Here is a 20,048-nt window from a genome sequence, read left to right on the forward strand (position 1 = left end):
TTTCATACCTTCTCTCATTAACTTAAGCTAAGATTAATCTATACTTATTAGCAAACTAAGCTAAGCAAGGTTCAATTATGACGTTTTTTGCGCACTGTGCTCGCACGGTATGTTCTTTTGTATTTATGTGCTGCGCTGCGAATGTATTTGCAGCGGATATTTCATTTACCGTTCGAGATCAATTTGGTGAGCCTTTAGCCGATGCTGTAATTGAATTACAAGGTAATAAAAATTTAGCGCACACGCAGTTGCCTGTCGCAGTTATGGATCAGGTTAATAAGCAGTTTTCACCTAATGTATTGGTAATACAGCAAGGTCAGTCTGTTGATTTTCCTAATAGTGATAATATTCGCCATCATGTTTATTCTTTTTCAAGCGCTAAACCTTTCAATATTAAGCTATATGCTGACCGTCCAGAAAAACCAGAGTTATTTGATAACGCCGGGGTGGTAGTCCTAGGCTGTAATATTCACGATTCTATGGTGGGTTATATCTATGTAGCAAATGGCGCTAATACACTAAAAACAGCACAAGATGGCAAAGTACAATTAAAAGATATTACAGTTCCAACGAATATAACGATTTGGCACCCAAACCAAGCAAGTGAAATTAATAAAAAATTATCAGTCACTGTAACTGAACAAGCAGCTGATATTACAATTGAAACAAATGCACCTGCACCGCGTAATACGTTTGGTGAGATGTTTAAGGCAGATAATGATACATAGTTTAAGAGGGCGGATCATAGCCTTATGCGTAAGCCTCGTTTTATTAACTAGTTTAGTCAGTTTAGCGAGCTCTTGGTGGTCGACTAATCGGTTTAATGACCAAAAGTTACGTGAAGATATTAATGTCGCTGAAAATGTTTTTAAGCAATATTTAAGTGCTAAAGAAAGCCTGCTATTAACGGCTGCAAAGGTACTCACAGCAGACTTTGGTTTTAAACAAGCTATTGCTACCCAAGATGCTGATACCATTAGCAGTGTATTGAATAACCACAGTCGTCGAATAAATGCTGATTTGATGTTGCTCATTGATTTATCTGGGCAATTGGTCTCTGCAAATACTGAATTTAACCATACACCTGATGAGTTTTCTGCACTGATGAATGAATTGCTCATTAATGCAGAGCAATCTAATTTTATTGTTCTTGATCAAACCCTATACCAAGTTATCTTATTGCCGGTACGTGCGCCTCGTACTGTTGCCTACAGTTTAGTGGGCTTTGAAATTAATGACCTTGTTGCTGCAGAGCTAAAAAACCTTACCACAATGGATGTGAGTTTTATTGGTGAAGATGATGGTGTTGTAGAGACCTCACTAACCAAGCAACCTCAAACTAATTCAGTATTAGCGCATTTTAATAACGAGACAACGCAACGTATTTTTGGTGAAAAGCCGGTTTATAGAAATCGACTGGTTGAACTGCCATCCTTGCCCGGGCACATAGTCTCAGTGCTGTTAAGTGCTGATTTAACCCAGAGTTATCGTGAGTTTGAACAGCTATTTTTCACCATTATTGTGCTTGCTGCGATTACGGTTGTGATAGGCGTATTGACCAGTGGTATCTTGGCTAAAAACCTCACGACACCGCTTTCAAAGCTAACCTTACTTGCTCAGCAATTTGCTCGTGGCAATTATAAAGCTGAATTTGTAGGTAAAAAGCAAAGCAGCGAAATCACCACGTTAGTCGATGCCTTTAACAACATGGGTAACGACATCAAAGAGCGTGAACAGCAAATAAGTTTTCAAGCTAGCCATGATTCATTAACTGGCTTTTATACCCGTTCTGCGATGTTAGAAAACATGGAGAACTTGTTTGCTGAAGGCGCTGAATACACACTCGTTGCCATAGATATAAGAGGTCTTCGTCATATCAATGATAAATTAGGCCCGCGTATTGGTGATGATTGTTTAAAAGCTGTTGCTGAGCGTATTGGTGAATACTCGGCACATCATAATGGTGTGAATGCTCGGATTGGCGGCGATGAATTTTTAACCTTACTTCCTGCAGATGAAACTAAGCAGTTTAAAGATGCAGTAATGAAGCTTGTTGCTCAGTTACAGGCTGGCTACTTAATTCAAGGCTTAAATATTACTTTACGCTTTAGTGTTGGGGTGGTGCATTGCCTTTCACAAAATGTCAGCCCTGAGGATTTAATGCGTCGCTCGTTAATTGCTGTTGATACCGCATCTTGCGAGCATAAAACTATTCATTATTATCAAGAAGGTGAAGACGAAGAGCACCTTGAGCGCCTTGCAATAATCGATGAACTTAAACAAGCCCTCGTTGATGATGATGGCCAGCTTTTCATGACCTATCAACCAAAACTAAATATTAAAACCAATTGCATTGATAAAGTTGAGTCGTTAATTCGTTGGCAGCGTAAAGATGGTCAGTGGGTTTCGCCTGAGCTGTTTATTGATTTAGCAGAACAATCAGGGGTGATTGTGGAGCTAACTTCTTGGGTTGTAAAAACAGTGGTGTCTCAAGTTGCTGCATGGCAACAGCAAGGTGTTACCATGCAGGCTGCAATTAATGTCTCTGCACAAGATATAGCATACCCTAGCTTTTACTCTCACCTTGCTAAACAACTTGAGAAACATGATGTTAATGGGCGTTTAATTACGATTGAGCTCACAGAGCGAGATATGATTGAGAACGAAGATCAAGGCATTAAGGCACTCGAAAATCTCAAAACCTTGGGTGTTAAAATCTCGTTGGATGACTATGGTGTAGGGCAAACATCTCTCGGGCGCTTAAAGTCATTACCGATTGATGAGCTAAAGCTTGATAAGTGTTTTATTTTGCAATTAGATCAGTCACGACAAGATCAATACATAGTGCAATCTACAGTTACTCTAGGTCACCAGCTGGGTTTTTCGGTTGTAGCGGAAGGCGTTGAGAACAAAGAGTCACTGGATATTTTAGTGCAAAATAAATGCGATTATGCACAAGGCTATTACTTAAGTAGACCACTAAAATCAGAGCAGTTTTTGCAGTGGTTAGAGGTGTACAATGAAGCGTCTTAATTGGTTGTTTTGGTTAATTTGCCTTGCTTTTGCAAGTTCAGGGCTCGCAGCATCGGGTAAATTATTAGCAACGCCTGGTGTCTCCCAGGTTGAAGGTAGTGCGGGTGGTGGTATTGTTCCTTGGGCGCAGCTTGCAGGCTATGCAAGTGATGATGAAATAGCTATAAATGGCTTTTGTAGTCGCGCTGATGTGAGTGATTACAGCTTAGATGTTTGTGGCGCGCAACTAAATATTTATGATCGCGTTGAATTTAGTTACGCAGAGCAACGCTTCGAAGTTCCCGCATTAAATACCGATATCGAACAATCAATTACAGGGGCAAAAGTACGCTTATACGGCGATATCGTTTACAGTAAATGGCCGCAGTTGAGCTTGGGTGTACAACATAAATCACTGGATGACGGCAGTATCGCTAACCTATTAGGCGCAGAAGACACCAGTGGTACTGATATTTATCTTGCTGCTAGTAAATTGCATTTAGGAGCGCTTGTTGGGTATAACTGGTTTTGGAATACCACTTTTCGTTATAGCGATGCTAATCAACTAGGTTTGTTAGGTTTTGGCGGCCCTGATAGCGATAAAGAGTTGTTATTTGAAGCGTCTACCGCGGTGTTTTTAACCCATCAAATAGCCGTTGGTGTTGAGTATCGGGAAAAGTCTAATAATCTTGGCTTAGGGGAGCAAGATTGGCAGGATGTGTTTGTTGCTTGGTTTCCCAATAAGTATGTTAGTGTCACCGCTGCTTGGTTAGACTTAGGAAGTATTGCTGGGGCTAAGGATCAAACAGGTTGGTATCTTTCTATTACAGGGTATTGGTAATGATGAAAACATTTTTTACGTTTGTATTTGCCGTGATGTTAGTCGGCTGTGCAAGTAGCAACAACGGCACCCTATACCAGCAACTAAATGGCGAACAAGGGATCGAAAAACTAGTTGATAGTTTTATCAATCAAATAGGCCGTGACGAACAAATTTTAGCTTATTTTAAACAAACCAATGTTGCGCATTTTCGCCAAGGCTTTATCACTCATTTGTGCAGTGTCACCGATGGCCCTTGTGAATACGAAGGCGATAATATGGTTGATATTCACACCGGAATGAATATTTCTAAAAAAGACTTTAACCGTGTGGTAGAGCTTTTAATCAATGCGATGGATGAACAACACGTTTCGCAAACGGTACAAAATAAAATCCTTAGCAGACTTGCGCCACTTCGCCCTGAGGTAATTAATATCTAGCTAGAACAAACTTTAATTGTGGGCTGAAACAGAAATGTAATTTATGTACAATAGCTATTGGTTGAAGTTATTAAGTTGTAAATAATGCAGTTATATTTTGATGTTCAACATCTATATTACATTCCACAGTATTTGCCTGTTTTAAAGGAGTTGAAGGAAAAAGGCCACAAAGTTTCGATGGTTTTCTATGAAGACCAAGATGAGCGTAGTCTTGGTGTATGTCGTGACTTTATCTATGAAAATGCAATAGTTGCAAAATGGTTAACAAGTGCAAGAGAAACCTTTGAATTTTATCAGAGTTCAGATGCAGATTGGATTGTGTTTGGAAATACATTTGCTGGCGCTGAGGATCTAAATAAAAAGACTGTACTGATGCAACATGGAATAGGTCCAAAACAATGCTATTACGATGTATCGAATAATAAGATGACAGTACGGTTTGTTGAGGGAGAGCACCGGCTTCAACGTTTAAAAACGCTTTATCCTGAAGGCAACTTTATTGATAGTGGCTACGCCAAGTTAGACCCTATTTTTAATCAGACTCTTGAAAGCATTAACCTCAAAAATCTCGGCTTAGATCCGTCAAAGAAAACTTTGCTCTATGCGCCTACTTTTTATCCAAGCTCTTTAGAGTGCTTTAGCGATGATTTCCCTGAGCACTTTAATGAATTTAATATTATCGTTAAGCCTCATTTCTTTAGCTTATTTAAGCAGAAGTACAAAAAGCAACGCCTAAAACTTGAGAAGTGGGCTAGTGCTAAGAATGTTTACCTTGCGAATGAATTCGATTTTGATCTTACTCCTTTTTTAGAACTTGCTGATATTATGGTTTCTGATGCATCGTCAGCCATTTTTGAATTTGCAGCATTAGAAAAACCTGTTATCTGGTGTGATTTTTACAAGCTGCGTTGGTCATACAGAGGTATTTTTTCTTATAGATTGAAAGCTCGATTGGATGAAGATATCAAATACTTCAATGAGTTATGTGCGCGTGCTGAAAGTTATAAAGAGTTAAAGCAGTTATTATGTTCAAGTTTTAATGAATCTGCCGAATTTAAAGAAAAAAGAAAAGAAATAGTTTATAAACTGGCAGGTCTTACGGATGGTCACTCTGCTAAGAGAATTGTTTCTTATTTAGAGGAACATCAATGAAACGGGTAATTACTTTTGGCACGTTTGATATTTTTCATGTGGGACATATCAATATTTTAGAGCGAGCTAAAGCACTGGGAGATTATTTGATAGTTGGTGTATCTTCTGATGAACTAAACTTCTCAAAGAAAGGTCGAAAGCCTGTATACAGTGAAGCTGATAGGCTGAAAATTATTAGTTCTTTAAAGTGTGTTGACGAAGTATTTGTAGAGCACTCTCTAGAATTGAAAGGTGAGTACATAAAAGACCATCAAGCCCATTTGCTCGTTATGGGGGATGATTGGGCTGGTCGGTTTGATCAATTTAAGCAAATTTGTGATGTGATTTATTTAGAGCGTACTCCCTCTATCTCTACAACAGAAATAATAGAAGTTGTAAGGCAGCCTTCAAACTGTCATTTATAATTAATAAAATAGCTGTATGCGCTTAAGTTCAATCTAAACTAAGATCAGTATATGGCTTTTTTATTTATCTCTCGCAATAATGTGCACGCCCGCTATTACAAAAAATTAATTAGGAAACTACCCTTAAATTGTAAAGTGCACTGTATGGGCTTCCCTAGGTTAACTGCTTTAAAATACTTTAGCAAAGCGATTCAAATTGATTTTAGTAAAATAATTTCGGAACAACTACTACGTAAGCAAGCCCGAAATGATCTTTGGTGTAACCCATTACTTATCAAAGCTTACTCTAAAGTGATGCAGTTTGTAGAGCAATGTCGGTACGCTAAGTATTATGATTTATTGAAGTCAGAATCCCCTCAAGCTTTAGTTATTTGGAATGGTAATAAACTACCGAATGTTACTGTTTGTATAGCTGCGAAATCACTAGGAGTGACTACCTATTTTTATGAAAATGGGTTATTGCCCGGAACAACAAGTTTAGACCCTCAAGGTATTAACTTTGCGGCTTCTGTACCGCGAGATAGTCAATTCTATTTAAATTTTGATCCACAAGGGAAGTTGCCATTTTCTGCGCCTGATTTAACCCCTAGAGCGAATCACAAAAAGCGCTGCAAATTTGACGCAGTTGAGTTACCAAAAAAATACTTATTTGTGCCATTTCAAGTTCCACACGATACACAAATAGCTTGTTACTCACCTTGGCTTAAGTCAATGGAAGAGTATTACGATGCTGTTGTTTCAGCCGTAAAAAAGTTAAATGATCCAGAACTTAAAGTTGTTTTTAAAGAACATCCTTCATGGCATAAGCACTATGAACACTTGTACTATAAAGATGATGTTGCCGTTTTTGCCAACGGAAATTGTACTCGAGAACTTATCAATAACGCTGAAGCCGTGATCACTATTAACTCGACCGTTGGCTTAGAATCTTTATTACTTGATAAAAAAGTGATTACCTTAGGGCTTGCTTGTTACAACATTGATGAGCTTGTACTACACGCAAGTGATCAAGCTACTTTGATTAAGTGCTTAGAAAAACTACAAAATGGCTGGCAGTCCAACAGTATTCTGAGAGATAAATTTTTTACCTACTTAAAGCATGTGTATTGCTTGCCCGGTGTTTGGAAAGAATGTACAACTGAGCATGTTGAAGCGGTTGAAAAGCGCTTAACTCAACAAGATACATTCGCTCAGCTATCGCAAAAGGAAAGCTAATGAAGAACACAGTCTCGCCAGAATGGCTTAACGAGCATTTAAGCCATGATAATTTGATCATTTTTGATGCTGGAATGGTACGCCCTGGTTTGCCGGGGGAATATGCGCCCAAAGCTATGCTGCCTAATGCACAGCGTTTTGATTTCAAAAAGACGCTGGCAGATAACAGCAATCCTTTACCAAGTATGATGTGCAGTAGCGAGCAGTTCACAGAACATATGCAGCGTGCTGGGGTTAATCAAGACTCAATGATTGTGATTTATGAAGACCAAGGTTTATTTAGTTCAGCGCGTGCGTGGTGGATGTTTAAAGCAATGGGCTTTGATAACGTAAAGGTTTTAAGTGGTGGTTTAGCTAAGTGGCAGGCACTTGGCTTTGCAACACAAGCCAGCTATTCCACTCCAACATGCCAAGGGAACTTTGTTGCGAGCCCTCGTGTTAATTACTTTATCAGTGCTGAGCAAGTACTTAACTCACTTGATGAGCAAAGCACACTAACACTCGATGCTCGCCCTTATGAGCGATTTACAGGTGAACAGGCCGAGCCGCGTGAAGGCATGCGTAGTGGTCATATTCCAAATAGTCGCAGTCTATCACTTGCAAGTGTACTAAATAACGGTGAGCTAAAACCGCTTAGCGAGTTGCAGATATTATTTGATCAACATATTGCAGCGCATCATACTCAGTTGCAATTTAGCTGTGGTTCAGGTGTAACAGCTTGTGCAATTGCATTGTGCGCCGATGAATGCGGTTACTCTAACTTACGTGTTTACGATGGCTCATGGAGTGAGTGGGGCGCTCGTCACGAGTTACCTATTGAAACAGGTCCGCATCAATAAATTCAGCGTAATTTTGCCAGCTGCCGATACTGTTTTTATTCAGTGGTTGGCGAATTTGCTTTTTGCTCGCCGTAGCTGAAGCCGCATTGTTTTTATAAAAAGTTAGGCAGTTTTCCTGCCAGCTTAAATCACAAAAAGTATAGAGCTTCTGTGTTTGCTTAACCGGCTCTGCCACTAATTGCTCATAGCTTTGTAAAAAAACGTTTTCAGGATACTTGTTGGCAAAGTGACTGACTAATGCCGAGTAATCTTGATGGAATGAGGCAATATCTTCAAGAGTAAAACTGTAGTGATGAAACACACTTTGCGGACTATACATCTGCCTAAAATTGGCGATACTGCAATCGTGCCAGTCTCGCTGCATACAAACAATTTTAGCATTAGGAAATGCCGCTAATATAAAATCAATATAGTAAAAGTTAAATGGCTGTTTATCACAGCTTCTAAGGCCATCACTGAGCAGCTGGGCTCTTTGTTGATAGTTAGCAAGTACTGTCTTTATCGCTTCAGATTCATATGCCTTATCAAGCATTTCGCTATCAATCACTCGAGCCGATTGCGTGGCGTGTTGTATCAATTGCGCTATATCGTTTAATTCTCCAATCCCTTGCAGCTGTGAACTTTGATTAAGGATTTTTTCAACTAAAGTTGTGCCAGAGCGGGGCATGCCAACAACAAAAACGGGTGAGAACTCAGAGTCACTACTTTCAAGCACTTGCTGTGTGCTTTGAGTGATGAGCTTTTGACAAAAATAGCGATGTTGCGTGGCTTGATAATTAAGCTTATAGGCTATGGCTTGCTTACTTAGTACAAAGTATTTAAATGCATTTTTGTAGTCATTAAGGTGCTCATAATTAAGAGCAAGACTATGAAAATACACTTGTTGATCAATAATGCTTTTTTCTTTATTCGCCAAGGTTTGTAGTTTCTGGATATGTAGCTTCGCCTCTACATCAGTATTTAGTTCAGCCTGTGAGTAATGAGCTTGATAAAAGCTAGGTTGCTGGGTAGTAAGTTGCTGTAGCAAACTTTTTGCTTCATCAAACAGTCCGTGAATTTTATATGATACCGCCAAATTATAGCTAATTTGTGGGTTATATTTATTGCGTTGGTAAGCCGACTTTTGAAAGCTAAAGGCGTCTTCATAATGCCCTAAACGGTTAGCAATATTGGCTAGTGTATCAAAGTCAGCGGCACTAAAGTCAGCTGTTTGCAAAGCGTCTTGATAATGCACAGCTGCATTACTTACTTTACCTAACAGTACATACAGCTTGGCAAGTGCTAAATGATATATCGGCAAAGGCGCTAAATTAAGCGCTTTTTCAAGCAGCTTAATGGCTTTGTTGATATCGCCCGCTGCAGTGTTGACTTCGCTCAGTAAAAAGTAACAAACGTGGTCTTCAGGATTTTGCTTTAGGCGCTGCACAAGTAGATGATGTGCATTATGTAGTTGCTTGTTGGCTAACAACTGTTGGATATTAGCGCGAAGCGCTTGTTGGGTATTTAGCATGAGATTATCTTAAAAGCCTTGCCTAAAAGCGGCAAGGCTTTTATTCGAGTATTTAATTACAGCTCAAAGTTGTAGCTAAACTTCATACCGATTGTACGAGGTGCGGTGGTGTAGTGACCATAAACACGCTGTAGCTCAGGTAGCTCTTTGTTAAGCTCAGCATATTGCGACATACCAGCCCAAGACTTATCACGACGTACAGAAGTGAACGCGTACTTATCGAATAAGTTGTCTACGTAAAGGGTTGCAGACCACATATCGCCAGTAATTTTGGCAGATAAGTTACTTAGTGCATAACCTGGTAATACTTCGCCATCTGCTTTTAAGCCTACTTTGGTGATCACATCGCTTTGTGCTGTGATACCGTAGTTTACGCTTAATAGTTTATCGCCTAAGACATCTTGCTCGTAACGAAGACCAAACGAGAATTGATGCTCAGGAGCACCTGGTAAGCGGTCGCCTTTAGCACCATCGTAGTAGCCTTGGTATTGCGCTAAGTCGTCACCTAATACGCCAAATAAGTAAGGTGCATCTTCGGTTAATTCGGCTTTTGCATATGCGTATGTTGCATAAGCTGCCCAGTTATCACCAATCATTGCGCGAGTAGAAAGTTCGACACCTTTAGAATTAGCAGAGCCTGCATTCGAAGTAATTAACTCTTGGCCATTTACTGTACTGCTACCAACTTGCGCATCTTTCCAATCAACATTAAATAGCGCTGCATTGAAATGTAGGCGGTTACGTAACCATGATGACTTAAAGCCTAGCTCGTAGTTGACCGTTGTATCTGGTTTGTAATCTTCTTCGTTTGGCAGGGCACAAACAATTTGTTGCTCAGGTAATACATCAGGGCAAGGAGCAATACCGTTACCACCACCAATACGGAAACCTTCACTCACAGTAAAGTAAGCAAGCACACCATTATCGAATGTGTAATTAGCATTAAACTTAAATAAGTTACCGCTATCGCTTGCGCTTACATTTTCCATAACAAGATTATCTAGTGAATCAAAGTCACCAGAATAAAGCGGGGTTGCAGAGCCTGATGTTGTTGATACATCGTATTCATAAAAACGAGCGCCAACAGTGACATCAAGTTGATCTGTGATGCTGTAGCCAATTTCACCAAAAAGTGCTTTTTCAGTGGTTTCGCTATCAGAAATTAGAATGTACTCAAGGTCTTGTTCAACATTTGGAATACCGCCACCCCAGTACTCAGTCAGACCCGGCGTGTACTCACGATCATCTGAGTGACTTTCTACTTTGTTATAGAAGCCGCCTACAATCCAGTTAAAAGCGCTACTGCTATTTGAAACTAAACGAAGCTCTTGCGTAAAGGTATCGCGATCTGAGGTGTCGTGCGTGTAGCCAACAAAAGAAGGGAAGTCGGCATACCCTGACCAAATATCGTAAAGAAGATCAGTTTGATCGCGCTGACCAGATTGCTCATAGCTAGACCAACCAGATGCAGATACCAGCTCAGCAAAACCAAGATCTGCTTTTACTTCTAAGCTTAATAAATCGTTTTCTTCTTCACCGGGTTCAAGCACACGAGCTACATTTTCGTATTTTCCAGGGATACCTTGTAGTGCACTGCTATCTGCAAGTGAGCCGTATTGAGATGTCGAATTACCGCCATTTTCTTGCTTTTGATAAAAGTAGTTCAGCGTTGCATCAACATCTTCGGTTGCAAGCCAGCGTAGTGATAAACGTGCTGTGGTGATTTGCTCATCGTTAACATCGCTTACGCTTTTTAAGTTGGCATTTACATCGCTGCTGTCTGAAAAATCAGGGTTCGGGTTTGATACGCCAGGTTCTAGAACCACGTGAGTGTAGTCAATGTAACCTGGGTTATCGTAATAATTTAAGCTAGCACGAAGGGCTAGTTTTTCTTCAATTAGCGGAGTATTGAATACCACGCCAAACTCACCACCTGTACCGTCACTTTCGTTGATGCTAAATACATCGCCTGTTACTTTACCTTCGGTGATATCAAGCTCAGGTTGTTTTAATAAATAACGGATTGCACCACCTAAAGTACCTGCTCCGTATAGTGTACCTTGTGGGCCAATTAACACTTCAACGCGGTCAACATCAGTCAAACGTAAATCAATGCTAAGTGGAATTTCACCAACATAAGTTGCCACTGTGCCACTGTCAGAAATACGGTCAGAGGTATTTGTGTTCAGGCCACGAACGATAATAGGAGAACCTTCACGACCACCTTGATCAGAAATTGTTAAACCGGGTACCCAACGAGCGACATCTTCAAGATCACCAATGTTTTGGTCGCTAATTACATCGCCATTTAGGGCTGTGATATTAAGCGGTGCATCTTGCACAGAACCTGCACGTCGTGTTGCAGTGATTTGGATAGTTTCAATAGATTTATCAACTTCGATAGCATCTTCAGCAGCAAACGCCATATTGCTATTAATTAAAACCGCAGAAATTGCACTTGCAAGTAGAGCAGGCTTAAAGGTGTTCATGATAGATTCCGAGTTAGTTACAGTAAATTTATGCTCAAAAAATAGACGTTACTAGTAATTTAAGCTTAAAAATTGATGATTTAGTGAATTTATATCCAATTATAATGTATTTTTATTCTTATCGTCCATGCGTTATTTGCAATTAAATGCAAAATAATTGAATAAATACTCTGTTTAGGTGTTAGCTATCGGAATAAGGGCAGTTCGTACAACCATTACTACAGCAATGGCCGCGTTTTAAAAAGAACCAGCGGCTAAATACCATGTAATTGTTTTGCATAGTGTAATCGAGGTTTTCTATTAAGTTACCCTGAGTAAAATAAGGCTTAGCAAAGGCAAGCTGCTGTTCGAGAGGCTGTTGGTAAAGTTCTGATAAAAATGAATTTATCTTTTTTATAGTACAGTCTCGGCATAAACATTCTGTTGCGGTCTCATCGAGTGGTAAAATGTTGGGTAGCTCATTACACCAACAGGCATTAATATTGTCGGCTTGGCAGTTAAGGGTTGCTTTGCATCGTGAGCATGTAAGGGTTGTCATTAATTAAAAGGTGCTTTGAGATTGAAAAGGTAAGCATAGCAAATGGATAAATTAGACGCATTAGGAGAGTTTGCTCGTTTTGGTGATAATCGATTTGAGGCAATTTCAGTTATTACAAGCACTCCTGACATCCAAGATGATGTGTATATTCTAACGCAAGAAGTGTTCTGTCAGGTTCTACAGCGTGTTATTAACGGCGAAATAGATATTGATGAATTAGAACTTTGGGCGAACGTACTAGAGTCACGACAAGACATAGATGAAAGTGCCGTAGAAGGGGCTATTTACGCTTTAGGCAATAACGAGCAAATGGGTGAATTGAGTAAAAGTACGCTAAAGAAGCTATTAGATGTGATGAAATAGCTTCTTTTAGCCCTAAGCTTATTTAGCTTAAGGCATTCGCTTGTTGCTATTTATGGTAGCTTAAACACGTTTCAACTTCGTTTTTCGAACCTAAGATCACCGCCACACGTTGGTGAATTGCATCAGGTTGAATATCCATGATGCGCTCAGTACCAGTAGAGGCTATACCGCCAGCTTGTTCGATTAACATTGCCATTGGGTTTGCTTCGTATAATAAACGTAATTTGTTAGGTTTATTTGGATCTTTCGTGTCGGTTGGGTAAGTAAAAATACCACCACGACATAATACACGGTGCACATCACCCACCATTGCAGCAATCCAGCGCATGTTGAAGTTACGACCACGCGGGCCTGTGTCACCAGCAATTAAGTCATTGATGTAATTTTGCATCGCTGGCTGCCAATGACGTTGGTTTGAAGCATTGATAGCAAATTCGCTAGTATCTTCAGGTACTTTTGCAAAGTCTTCTGTTAATAAGAAGGTACCGTGAGTTTTATCTAAGGTGAAAAAGCGTGTACCTTTGCCTGTTGTTAATGCTAGCACCGTTGATGGGCCATATAACACGTAACCTGCCGCTACTTGGTTTTTACCCGGTTGCATAAAGATACTTGGGTCGGCCGGATCTGCACCTTCAGGCGCCGCCATAATTGAGAAAATCGTACCAACGAGTGAGTTGATATCTGTATTTGATGAACCATCAAGTGGGTCGAATGCAACAATGTAGTTGGCATTAGGGTTACCCGCAACGGTGAAGTCTTCTTCTTCAGAGGCAATGGCTTTTACGTAGCCCGATTCTAATAAAATATCTTTTAAAAGTTGGTTAGTTAGAACGTCGAGTTTTTTCTGTGTTTCACCCTGAATGTTTTCGTCTAGGGTTGAGCCTAATACGCCAGATAGGGCGCCTTGACCAACACGAAATGAAATCTCTTTACATGCCGCAAGTACCGTTCTGATCAATGAGATCAGTTCACGAGGGCAACCATCTTCTAACAATACCGGTGGGAGTCTACGCATTCTATTTTCCTGATAACGTTGTAGCCAGACATTTTTAGTGTGAGAGAGAATGTCTTAGCAAGCGCTGAATTTCGTCTTAAATAGCTGATTTTTCTTGGCGGTACTTTATACTGCTTAATACCTATACAGTATTTAAAACGCGAATAACAAAGATAAGATTATGCAAAAAATACCATTACTACGATATCTGCTCTTAGCTGTGCTACTTACTATGATAACTCAAGCACACGCAGCAATTAAGTCTATAAATGATTTTACTGAAAAAATGACTCATTTTTCTGGCTATTTTTCATTTTACTACGATACAGAAAACGGCAAATTGTATCTTGAGGTGGATAAACTCGAGCAGCAATTTTTATTACAACAAAGCTTACCTTATGGTGTCGGTTCAAACGATATTGGCTTAGATCGCGGTCAGCTAGGTGATACTCACTTAGTTCAGTTTGAACGTTTTGGCGATAAGGTGATGTTAAGAGCCATAAATACTTATTACCGTGCTAACACTAATAACCTTGCGGAACAACAAAGTATTAAAGAGGCATTTGCATCAAGTATCTTAGCAGGGTTTAGTGTTGTTGCTCAGTCAGAAACCGCCGTATTAGTGGATTACACACCTTATTTATTAAGCGATGTTCATGGTGTGAGCCGTCGTTTATCGGCAACTGGCCAGGGAAGTTTTAACTTAGATAGCAACCGCAGTGCGGTTTATTTAGCACGCTCAAAAGCATTTGAAAAAAATACTGAATTAGAAGCAGTACTTACTTTTCAAGGTAATAAGCCTGGTAAGTATGTTCGCCAAGTGAGTGCAGACCCTTACGCGCTAACGGTGCATATGCATCATTCATTAATTGAACTGCCTGATGATAACTACACCCCGCGTAAGTTCCACCCTCAAGCAGGTTTCTGGAGCATTGAGCACAAAGATTATGCGGCAGCGCTGGGTGAGTCTATGTATGTGCGTTACATCCCTCGCCATCGTCTAGCGAAAAAAGATCCAAGCCTACCAATCAGCGAACCCGTTGAGCCGATAGTTTATTATTTAGATCCGGGCGTACCTGAGCCAGTTAAATCAGCATTACTTGATGGTGCTAAATGGTGGAATGATGCATTTAACGCAGCAGGCTACAAGAATGCTTTTATAGTTAAAGTGCTACCAGATGATGCCGACCCTATGGATGTACGCTACAACGTGATCCAATGGGTGCACCGTGCAACGCGTGGTTGGTCGTATGGTAGCTCTGTGATTGACCCGCGGACAGGCGAAATTATAAAAGGCCATGTGACTCTGGGTTCATTACGTGTTCGTCAAGACATCTTAATTGCAGAAGCATTAGCTGCACCTTATTTTGAAGGGAATGAAGTGGCTAAGCGCTTACAAGCAATGGCACTTGATCGTATTCGTCAGTTAAGTGCTCATGAAGTGGGGCATACTTTAGGTATTTCTCATAACTTTGCAGCCTCAGTGGCAGATAGAGCCTCTGTGATGGATTATCCACACCCGCTACTTAGCTTTAATGAACAAGGTAAGTTAGATGTTAGCCGAGGCTATGCTTCTGGTATGGGCGTTTGGGATACCCAAGTTGTTAAATACGGTTATAGCGATTTCACAAATCAAGATGAAGCACAGCAATTGGCCGCAATTTTAGCTGAGAATAAAAACAAAGGGCTGGAGTTTATCTCAGACAGTGATGCCCGCGCTCAAGGTGGTGCTCATCCAACAGGGCATTTATGGGATAATGGTCGTTCACCAAGTGATGAGCTAATGCGAGTACTTGATGTTCGTAAGCAAGCGCTGACTAACTTTGGTATAGAAAACATCAAAACAGGCACTGCTTTGTCGCAATTAGAAGAAATGCTGGTGCCGCTTTATCTATTCCATCGCTATCAAGTTGAAGCTGCTGTTAAGCTAATTGCTGGCGTGAATTACGAATACGAAGTGCGTGATGGCTCACAACCTAAAGGGGCACAGGTTGTTGCAAAGCAAACACAACAAGCTGCAGTGGATGCTATGCTTGCGACATTAAAAGCTGAGAACCTTGTTTTACCTGAGTCGGTATTAGCGCTTATTCCACCAAAAGCCTATGGTGAATCAAAATCACGGGAGAGCATTGTTGGTCGTACAGGACTAACGCTTGATGCGATGGCACTGCCAGAGGTTGCAGCTGCACATAGTTTGAGCCTACTTTTTAATAGCCAACGCATTAACCGTTTAGCGCAGCAACAAGCACGAAGTGATGCATTTTATGGTTTAGATGCACTATTAGCACAAACTTATCAGCAAATTTTCGAACAACAGGTTGCTTCAGGGATGGCTGGTAAAATTAGCCAACGTGTGCAGCTTTTAACAGCGAAACAATTTGCTGACTTAGTTGCAAGCAATGAAGTGGCACCCGAAGTACAAGCTCAATTGCGTTATTACTTAGCTAAACTCGCAAAGAGTTACCAGCAAGAATCAATGCTAGGCAGTGCATCCGTTGGGAACAGTGCATTTAAGCAATATTTAAGTGAGCAAATCAGTCTCTTTTTAGAAAGCGGTGAATGGCCTGCAAACTTTAAAGTGTTGCCAATGCCACCGGGCTCACCAATTTAATCCATTTTTACTTCAAAGCGCCTAGGGCGTGTTGACCTTTGTGGATTAAAATTTGTTCACTCTAGGGGCGATTTAATCGCGGCGCGAGATTTGTAACCTAGTGGGCTAAGTAAAAATCGAGCAACAAAGAGTTAATCGCCCCTAGGAAGAACCCGAAGGGCAGCGCGTGTTTGGCATTGATGCTGCGTTATCACCTATTTATGTGGAACAACCACACTACATAGGTTCTGCCTTGCCTAAATACCAAACACACTGCTGCAAAATTAATCACAAAAGGTCAACACGCCCTAGCATAGCTAGGCGTTTTACTTGCATAAAATTGGATATTTGCTAATCTAGCGGCCTTCCTTTTTTGTCTTTTTGAGGTGTATATGGCGTTCTTTTCTCGCTCGTTGTTAGCAGCGGCCATTACATTCTCTAGCTTTTCCAGCTACGCAACCTTAGAAAAAAAACAATGTGATGTAGAGCTAAGCCATGGCTTAATCATTACCGATGATGTCATTCGTATTGTTGATAAGGGTCAAACTCGCGTGCAAATTAACAACGATAACCAATTGTTTATACGAGGTTATTGGGTTGATTTAAGTCTCGAAGAAAGCAAAGTCGTTGAGCAGTTCAGCCGAGGGATCAGACAAACCGTCCCTGAACTTGTTGACCTGGCAACAGATGGTGTAAACCTTGGCTTAAGTGCCATCGAGCAAGTTGTTGAGGGCATGTCAGACAAAGAGCCTGAAGTGCTAAAAACTCAGCTGCAATATGTTGAACGTGCATTAATGGATAAATTTAAGCGTGGTGATGACTTTTTCTTTATTGCCCCGCAGTCGCTGTCGAAAATCGATGATTTTTTTACCAAAGAAATCAGCCAAAAAATTCACTCTGCAGTTCACGGTTCACTTGGCGCTATTTTAGTCTCGCTAGGGGATGCTTTTAAGTCGCGCGAAGGTAATATCGAAGACCGTATCAATGATATGGGGCAGCGTATGGATATCATCTCAAAAGAAATTGATAAATCACTGCAAAAGAAAGCAGAGCAGTTAGAGATGAAGGCATCTGAGTACTGTGAGTGTTTGAACTCGTTAGATGTCACTGAATCACGCTTACAACAAATGGTGCCTGGTATGGCCGATTTTGATTTGGTGCAAATAAAGTCTTAGTGCAAATTTTATAACGAGAAAGCCCAGCAGTTGCTGGGCTTTCTCGTTTTAAGTTAGCGAAGGTTAACTGAATTTAGCGGTTTCAGTTTCTAAATCGTTAGTAAGGCCTTTGATCAAATCGGTTGCTGTATGAGCCTGATTAGATACATCAGCCGTTTGTGAAGCCGTGTCTGAGATAGTTACGATGCGTTTGGCTGTGTCTTCACCGGCATCTAGTTGCTCTTTCGCAGCAATAGCTATCTGATGGCTCATTTGTGCTATGGCGCTGAGTGAGCTTGCTACCCGTTTTAGCTCGTCATTCGCTTTTTTCGACTTTTCAACGGTTTGTTCGCTGGTTGTCATACTTAGGGACACTGATGATTTGGCATCTTGGGTTGCTGCTTGCAGTTTGCCAATCATATTACGAATTTCTTCTGTGCTGGTTTGCGTGCGCTGGGCAAGTCCGCGCACTTCATCAGCAACTACAGCAAAGCCTCGCCCTTGCTCACCAGCACGGGCGGCTTCTATCGCAGCATTAAGCGCAAGCAAGTTGGTTTGCTCGGCAATACCTTGAATAACACTGAGTACATTTGCGATGTTATTTACCTCATCATCGAGTACTTGAATATTATTACCAGCGCTGTCAATTTGCTGCTCTAAAAGCGCGATGGTGTCAGCAGCCTCGCTGGTTAAGTGGCTTGCACTTTGACCTTGCTGCTCAGCTTCTTGCACTGAGTAGGCTGCTTGTTCGGCATGTTCAACAACCGTTTGCGCTGAGGCTGTTAACTCGGTAATTGCTGAAGCAACCATTTGAGTTTCTTCATTAAGGCTACGAGTCAGTTTATCGAGTTCAACAGAGCGAGATTCGTTATCAACACTTTGATTCTTTAAGCTATCTGTAACGCCTTTAATGCCGCCAACAACGCCACGTAAACCTTGCTGCATGTAATGCATGGCAGCAATAATGCTCTCTGGAGGAGCATCTTGGCGAATATGTGAGTTTAAGTTGCCGCGAGAGACGTTTTTAACAATACCAATTACTTCATCAATTTCGCCGCCTAAGGCATTAGTCAGCGATGAACCAAAGCGAGCAATAGCAAAAGTCAGCGCAATGGCAATAAGCATGGAAAGGCCCAGCAACCACTTAGCGGTATTCCAATAACGTTCATCAACTTCTTTAGCGCTAATGCCAGTACCAACATACCAGCCAAACAGCGGTGTTTTTTGAACTACAGACGTTAAATCTACCGTTTCACCATCACGCACTGAATCCCAATGATAGGTGATAATTTTATTGGTTGTGTTACCCACTAAATTTTCGACCATACGGCCGATGCTGTTGCCACTGGCGTCTTTAAAATCATTAAAGCTGGTGCCATGCAGCTCAGGGTCGTGTGGGGTAGCGACAAAATTTAAGTTGTTGTCGACGACGTACACGTATTCTGAGTCGTGGTATTTATTTTCGCGCAGCACCTGAATAGCAAGTTTCTTTGCTTGTGCTTCTTTGAGTTGGTTGTTTTTAACCATCAACTCAAATTGCTCAACAATATTGGTAGTGCTTTTCATGAGCTGGTTGATACGCGCGATGTTGTCGCTTTCGCTAGCATGGCGTAAAGACTGTAAGCCAAGTAAAGCTATCGCAGATAACGCAATAAACATAGCGATAGCAAATAAGGTGATTTTTGTTTTTAAAGCTAGTCCTGATAACACAGTCAGCCTCCTTTATTATTTCCCCTGTTAACTTTTACCACGTTTGTCTGGTTTTATTAAGGAAAAATGACAGCGTTATCATGACTTTTGCTCAAGTACCTATTTAGAGCTTGAGTTCGGCTTCTGTAAGAGCACGATATTCACCGCTTGCAAGGCTTTCATCGAGGGTGATATCCGCTATTTTTTCACGATGTAATTCAACAACTTTATTGCCTACAGCGGCAAGCATTCGTTTAACTTGATGGTATTTACCTTCGCAAATTGAAAGGCGTAAACTATAGCTTGCAAGTTTTTCAACAATAGCAGGGCGGGTTAGCTCTTTTTCGTTGTGCAATTGCACCCCTTGCTCTAACGCTGTAATTGCTTCTTCATCAATAGGCTCTTGAGTTTCAACTAAATAAGTTTTGAACTTGTTATGCTTTGGGGCTGTAATTTTGTGTGACCAGTCGCCGTCATTAGTAATGATCACTAAACCTGTAGTATCGATATCTAACCGACCTGCAACATGAAAGTCGCTCATGTTTGGTTCATCAAGTAAATCGAATACAGTCGGGTGAAGGTCATCTTTATTAGCACACACATAGCCCGCTGGCTTATTAAGCATGTAGTAGCGCTTGCCTAAAAAGACCAGCGGCTCGCCTTGCCAGCGAATATCATCATCTTGTGTTACAGACAAATCGAATGAGGTGATCACCTCACCATTAACAGTGGCGTATTTGCGTTTAATACCTGCTCTGGTCTTGCTGCGAGGTAACTCGGCAATATGGCTGATAAATTTATCTAAACGGCATGGAAATTTCATTGGGATCACATTTTTA

At 40.9% G+C, this 20,048-nt stretch carries 17 protein-coding genes; 11 read left to right on the plus strand and 6 right to left on the minus strand.

Features of this window, described 5'->3' with window-relative positions; all coding sequences use genetic code 11:
- Positions 1 to 77: 77 nt before the first annotated feature.
- The 8 genes from J3455_RS07810 (at position 78) to J3455_RS07845 (ending at position 7,882) form a co-directional block, all read left to right on the plus strand.
- Positions 78 to 728, plus strand: a complete 651-nt coding sequence (locus J3455_RS07810; protein ID WP_256854244.1) for a methylamine utilization protein — start codon at positions 78 to 80, stop codon at positions 726 to 728.
- The gene (locus J3455_RS07815; RefSeq protein ID WP_178927408.1) at positions 718 to 3,033 is read left to right on the plus strand and encodes a bifunctional diguanylate cyclase/phosphodiesterase; all 2,316 of its coding nucleotides are present in this window, start codon (positions 718 to 720) and stop codon (positions 3,031 to 3,033) included. Before J3455_RS07810 ends, J3455_RS07815 begins: the two co-directional genes overlap by 11 nt.
- Positions 3,020 to 3,853, plus strand: a complete 834-nt coding sequence (locus J3455_RS07820) for a DUF3034 family protein (protein WP_349561482.1) — start codon at positions 3,020 to 3,022, stop codon at positions 3,851 to 3,853. The genes J3455_RS07815 and J3455_RS07820 overlap by 14 nt, the downstream gene beginning before the upstream one ends.
- Positions 3,853 to 4,272 carry a group I truncated hemoglobin gene (locus J3455_RS07825; RefSeq protein ID WP_484581217.1) on the plus strand — a complete coding sequence of 140 codons (420 nt, stop codon included), beginning with the start codon at positions 3,853 to 3,855 and terminating at the stop codon, positions 4,270 to 4,272. The genes J3455_RS07820 and J3455_RS07825 overlap by 1 nt, the downstream gene beginning before the upstream one ends.
- 84 nt (positions 4,273 to 4,356) lie before the next feature.
- Positions 4,357 to 5,424, plus strand: coding sequence for a CDP-glycerol glycerophosphotransferase family protein (locus J3455_RS07830; protein WP_349561483.1), 1,068 nt, complete (start codon positions 4,357 to 4,359; stop codon positions 5,422 to 5,424).
- Entirely contained in the window at positions 5,421 to 5,828 is a 408-nt protein-coding gene (locus tag J3455_RS07835; RefSeq protein ID WP_130050584.1) for an FAD synthase family protein, read from the plus strand. Before J3455_RS07830 ends, J3455_RS07835 begins: the two co-directional genes overlap by 4 nt.
- Before the next feature lie 144 nt (positions 5,829 to 5,972).
- Positions 5,973 to 7,043 (plus strand): capsular polysaccharide export protein, LipB/KpsS family, encoded by a 1,071-nt coding sequence (locus tag J3455_RS07840; protein WP_349561484.1) that lies wholly within the window; start codon positions 5,973 to 5,975, stop codon positions 7,041 to 7,043.
- On the plus strand, positions 7,043 to 7,882 hold the full coding sequence (locus tag J3455_RS07845; protein ID WP_349561485.1) for a sulfurtransferase: 840 nt from the start codon (positions 7,043 to 7,045) through the stop codon (positions 7,880 to 7,882). The genes J3455_RS07840 and J3455_RS07845 overlap by 1 nt, the downstream gene beginning before the upstream one ends.
- Here the strand turns inward: J3455_RS07845 and J3455_RS07850 are convergent.
- The 3 genes from J3455_RS07850 to J3455_RS07860 all read right to left on the minus strand — a co-directional run bounded on the left by J3455_RS07850 (position 7,857) and on the right by J3455_RS07860 (position 12,419).
- A complete protein-coding gene (locus tag J3455_RS07850) occupies positions 7,857 to 9,392 on the minus strand; it encodes a tetratricopeptide repeat-containing sulfotransferase family protein (RefSeq protein ID WP_349561486.1) in 1,536 nt (511 codons plus the stop codon). The two genes, J3455_RS07845 and J3455_RS07850, sit on opposite strands and share 26 nt — an antisense overlap.
- A gap of 56 nt (positions 9,393 to 9,448) precedes the next feature.
- On the minus strand, positions 9,449 to 11,881 hold the full coding sequence (locus J3455_RS07855) for a TonB-dependent receptor (RefSeq protein WP_349561488.1): 2,433 nt from the start codon (positions 11,879 to 11,881) through the stop codon (positions 9,449 to 9,451).
- 181 nt (positions 11,882 to 12,062) lie between these two features.
- The gene (locus J3455_RS07860) at positions 12,063 to 12,419 is read right to left on the minus strand and encodes a DUF5522 domain-containing protein (protein ID WP_239976829.1); all 357 of its coding nucleotides are present in this window, start codon (positions 12,417 to 12,419) and stop codon (positions 12,063 to 12,065) included.
- Between the two features lie 42 nt (positions 12,420 to 12,461).
- Here J3455_RS07860 and J3455_RS07865 point away from each other — a divergent pair, with 42 nt between their 5' ends.
- A complete protein-coding gene (locus tag J3455_RS07865; protein ID WP_349561490.1) occupies positions 12,462 to 12,782 on the plus strand; it encodes a hypothetical protein in 321 nt (106 codons plus the stop codon).
- A 46-nt stretch (positions 12,783 to 12,828) separates the two neighbouring features.
- Here J3455_RS07865 and J3455_RS07870 read toward each other — a convergent pair whose 3' ends face one another.
- Positions 12,829 to 13,797 carry a class 1 fructose-bisphosphatase gene (locus tag J3455_RS07870; RefSeq protein WP_167658685.1) on the minus strand — a complete coding sequence of 323 codons (969 nt, stop codon included), beginning with the start codon at positions 13,795 to 13,797 and terminating at the stop codon, positions 12,829 to 12,831.
- Positions 13,798 to 13,957: 160 nt separating this feature from the next.
- On the opposite strand from J3455_RS07870, the gene J3455_RS07875 reads away from it, so the two are divergent.
- The gene (locus J3455_RS07875) at positions 13,958 to 16,387 is read left to right on the plus strand and encodes a zinc-dependent metalloprotease (RefSeq protein WP_130050593.1); all 2,430 of its coding nucleotides are present in this window, start codon (positions 13,958 to 13,960) and stop codon (positions 16,385 to 16,387) included.
- A 371-nt stretch (positions 16,388 to 16,758) separates the two neighbouring features.
- Positions 16,759 to 17,541 carry a YggN family protein gene (locus J3455_RS07880; protein WP_349561492.1) on the plus strand — a complete coding sequence of 261 codons (783 nt, stop codon included), beginning with the start codon at positions 16,759 to 16,761 and terminating at the stop codon, positions 17,539 to 17,541.
- 63 nt (positions 17,542 to 17,604) lie between these two features.
- On the opposite strand, the gene J3455_RS07885 is transcribed toward J3455_RS07880, so the two are convergent.
- A complete protein-coding gene (locus J3455_RS07885; protein WP_130052246.1) occupies positions 17,605 to 19,179 on the minus strand; it encodes a methyl-accepting chemotaxis protein in 1,575 nt (524 codons plus the stop codon).
- Between the two features lie 154 nt (positions 19,180 to 19,333).
- A complete protein-coding gene (gene rsuA / locus J3455_RS07890; RefSeq protein ID WP_130050594.1) occupies positions 19,334 to 20,032 on the minus strand; it encodes a 16S rRNA pseudouridine(516) synthase RsuA in 699 nt (232 codons plus the stop codon).
- Positions 20,033 to 20,048: the final 16 nt, after the last annotated feature.

Origin of the sequence: Pseudoalteromonas sp. NFXS39 (genome assembly GCF_040148775.1) — a bacterium.
Taxonomy (GTDB): domain Bacteria; phylum Pseudomonadota; class Gammaproteobacteria; order Enterobacterales; family Alteromonadaceae; genus Pseudoalteromonas; species Pseudoalteromonas apostichopi.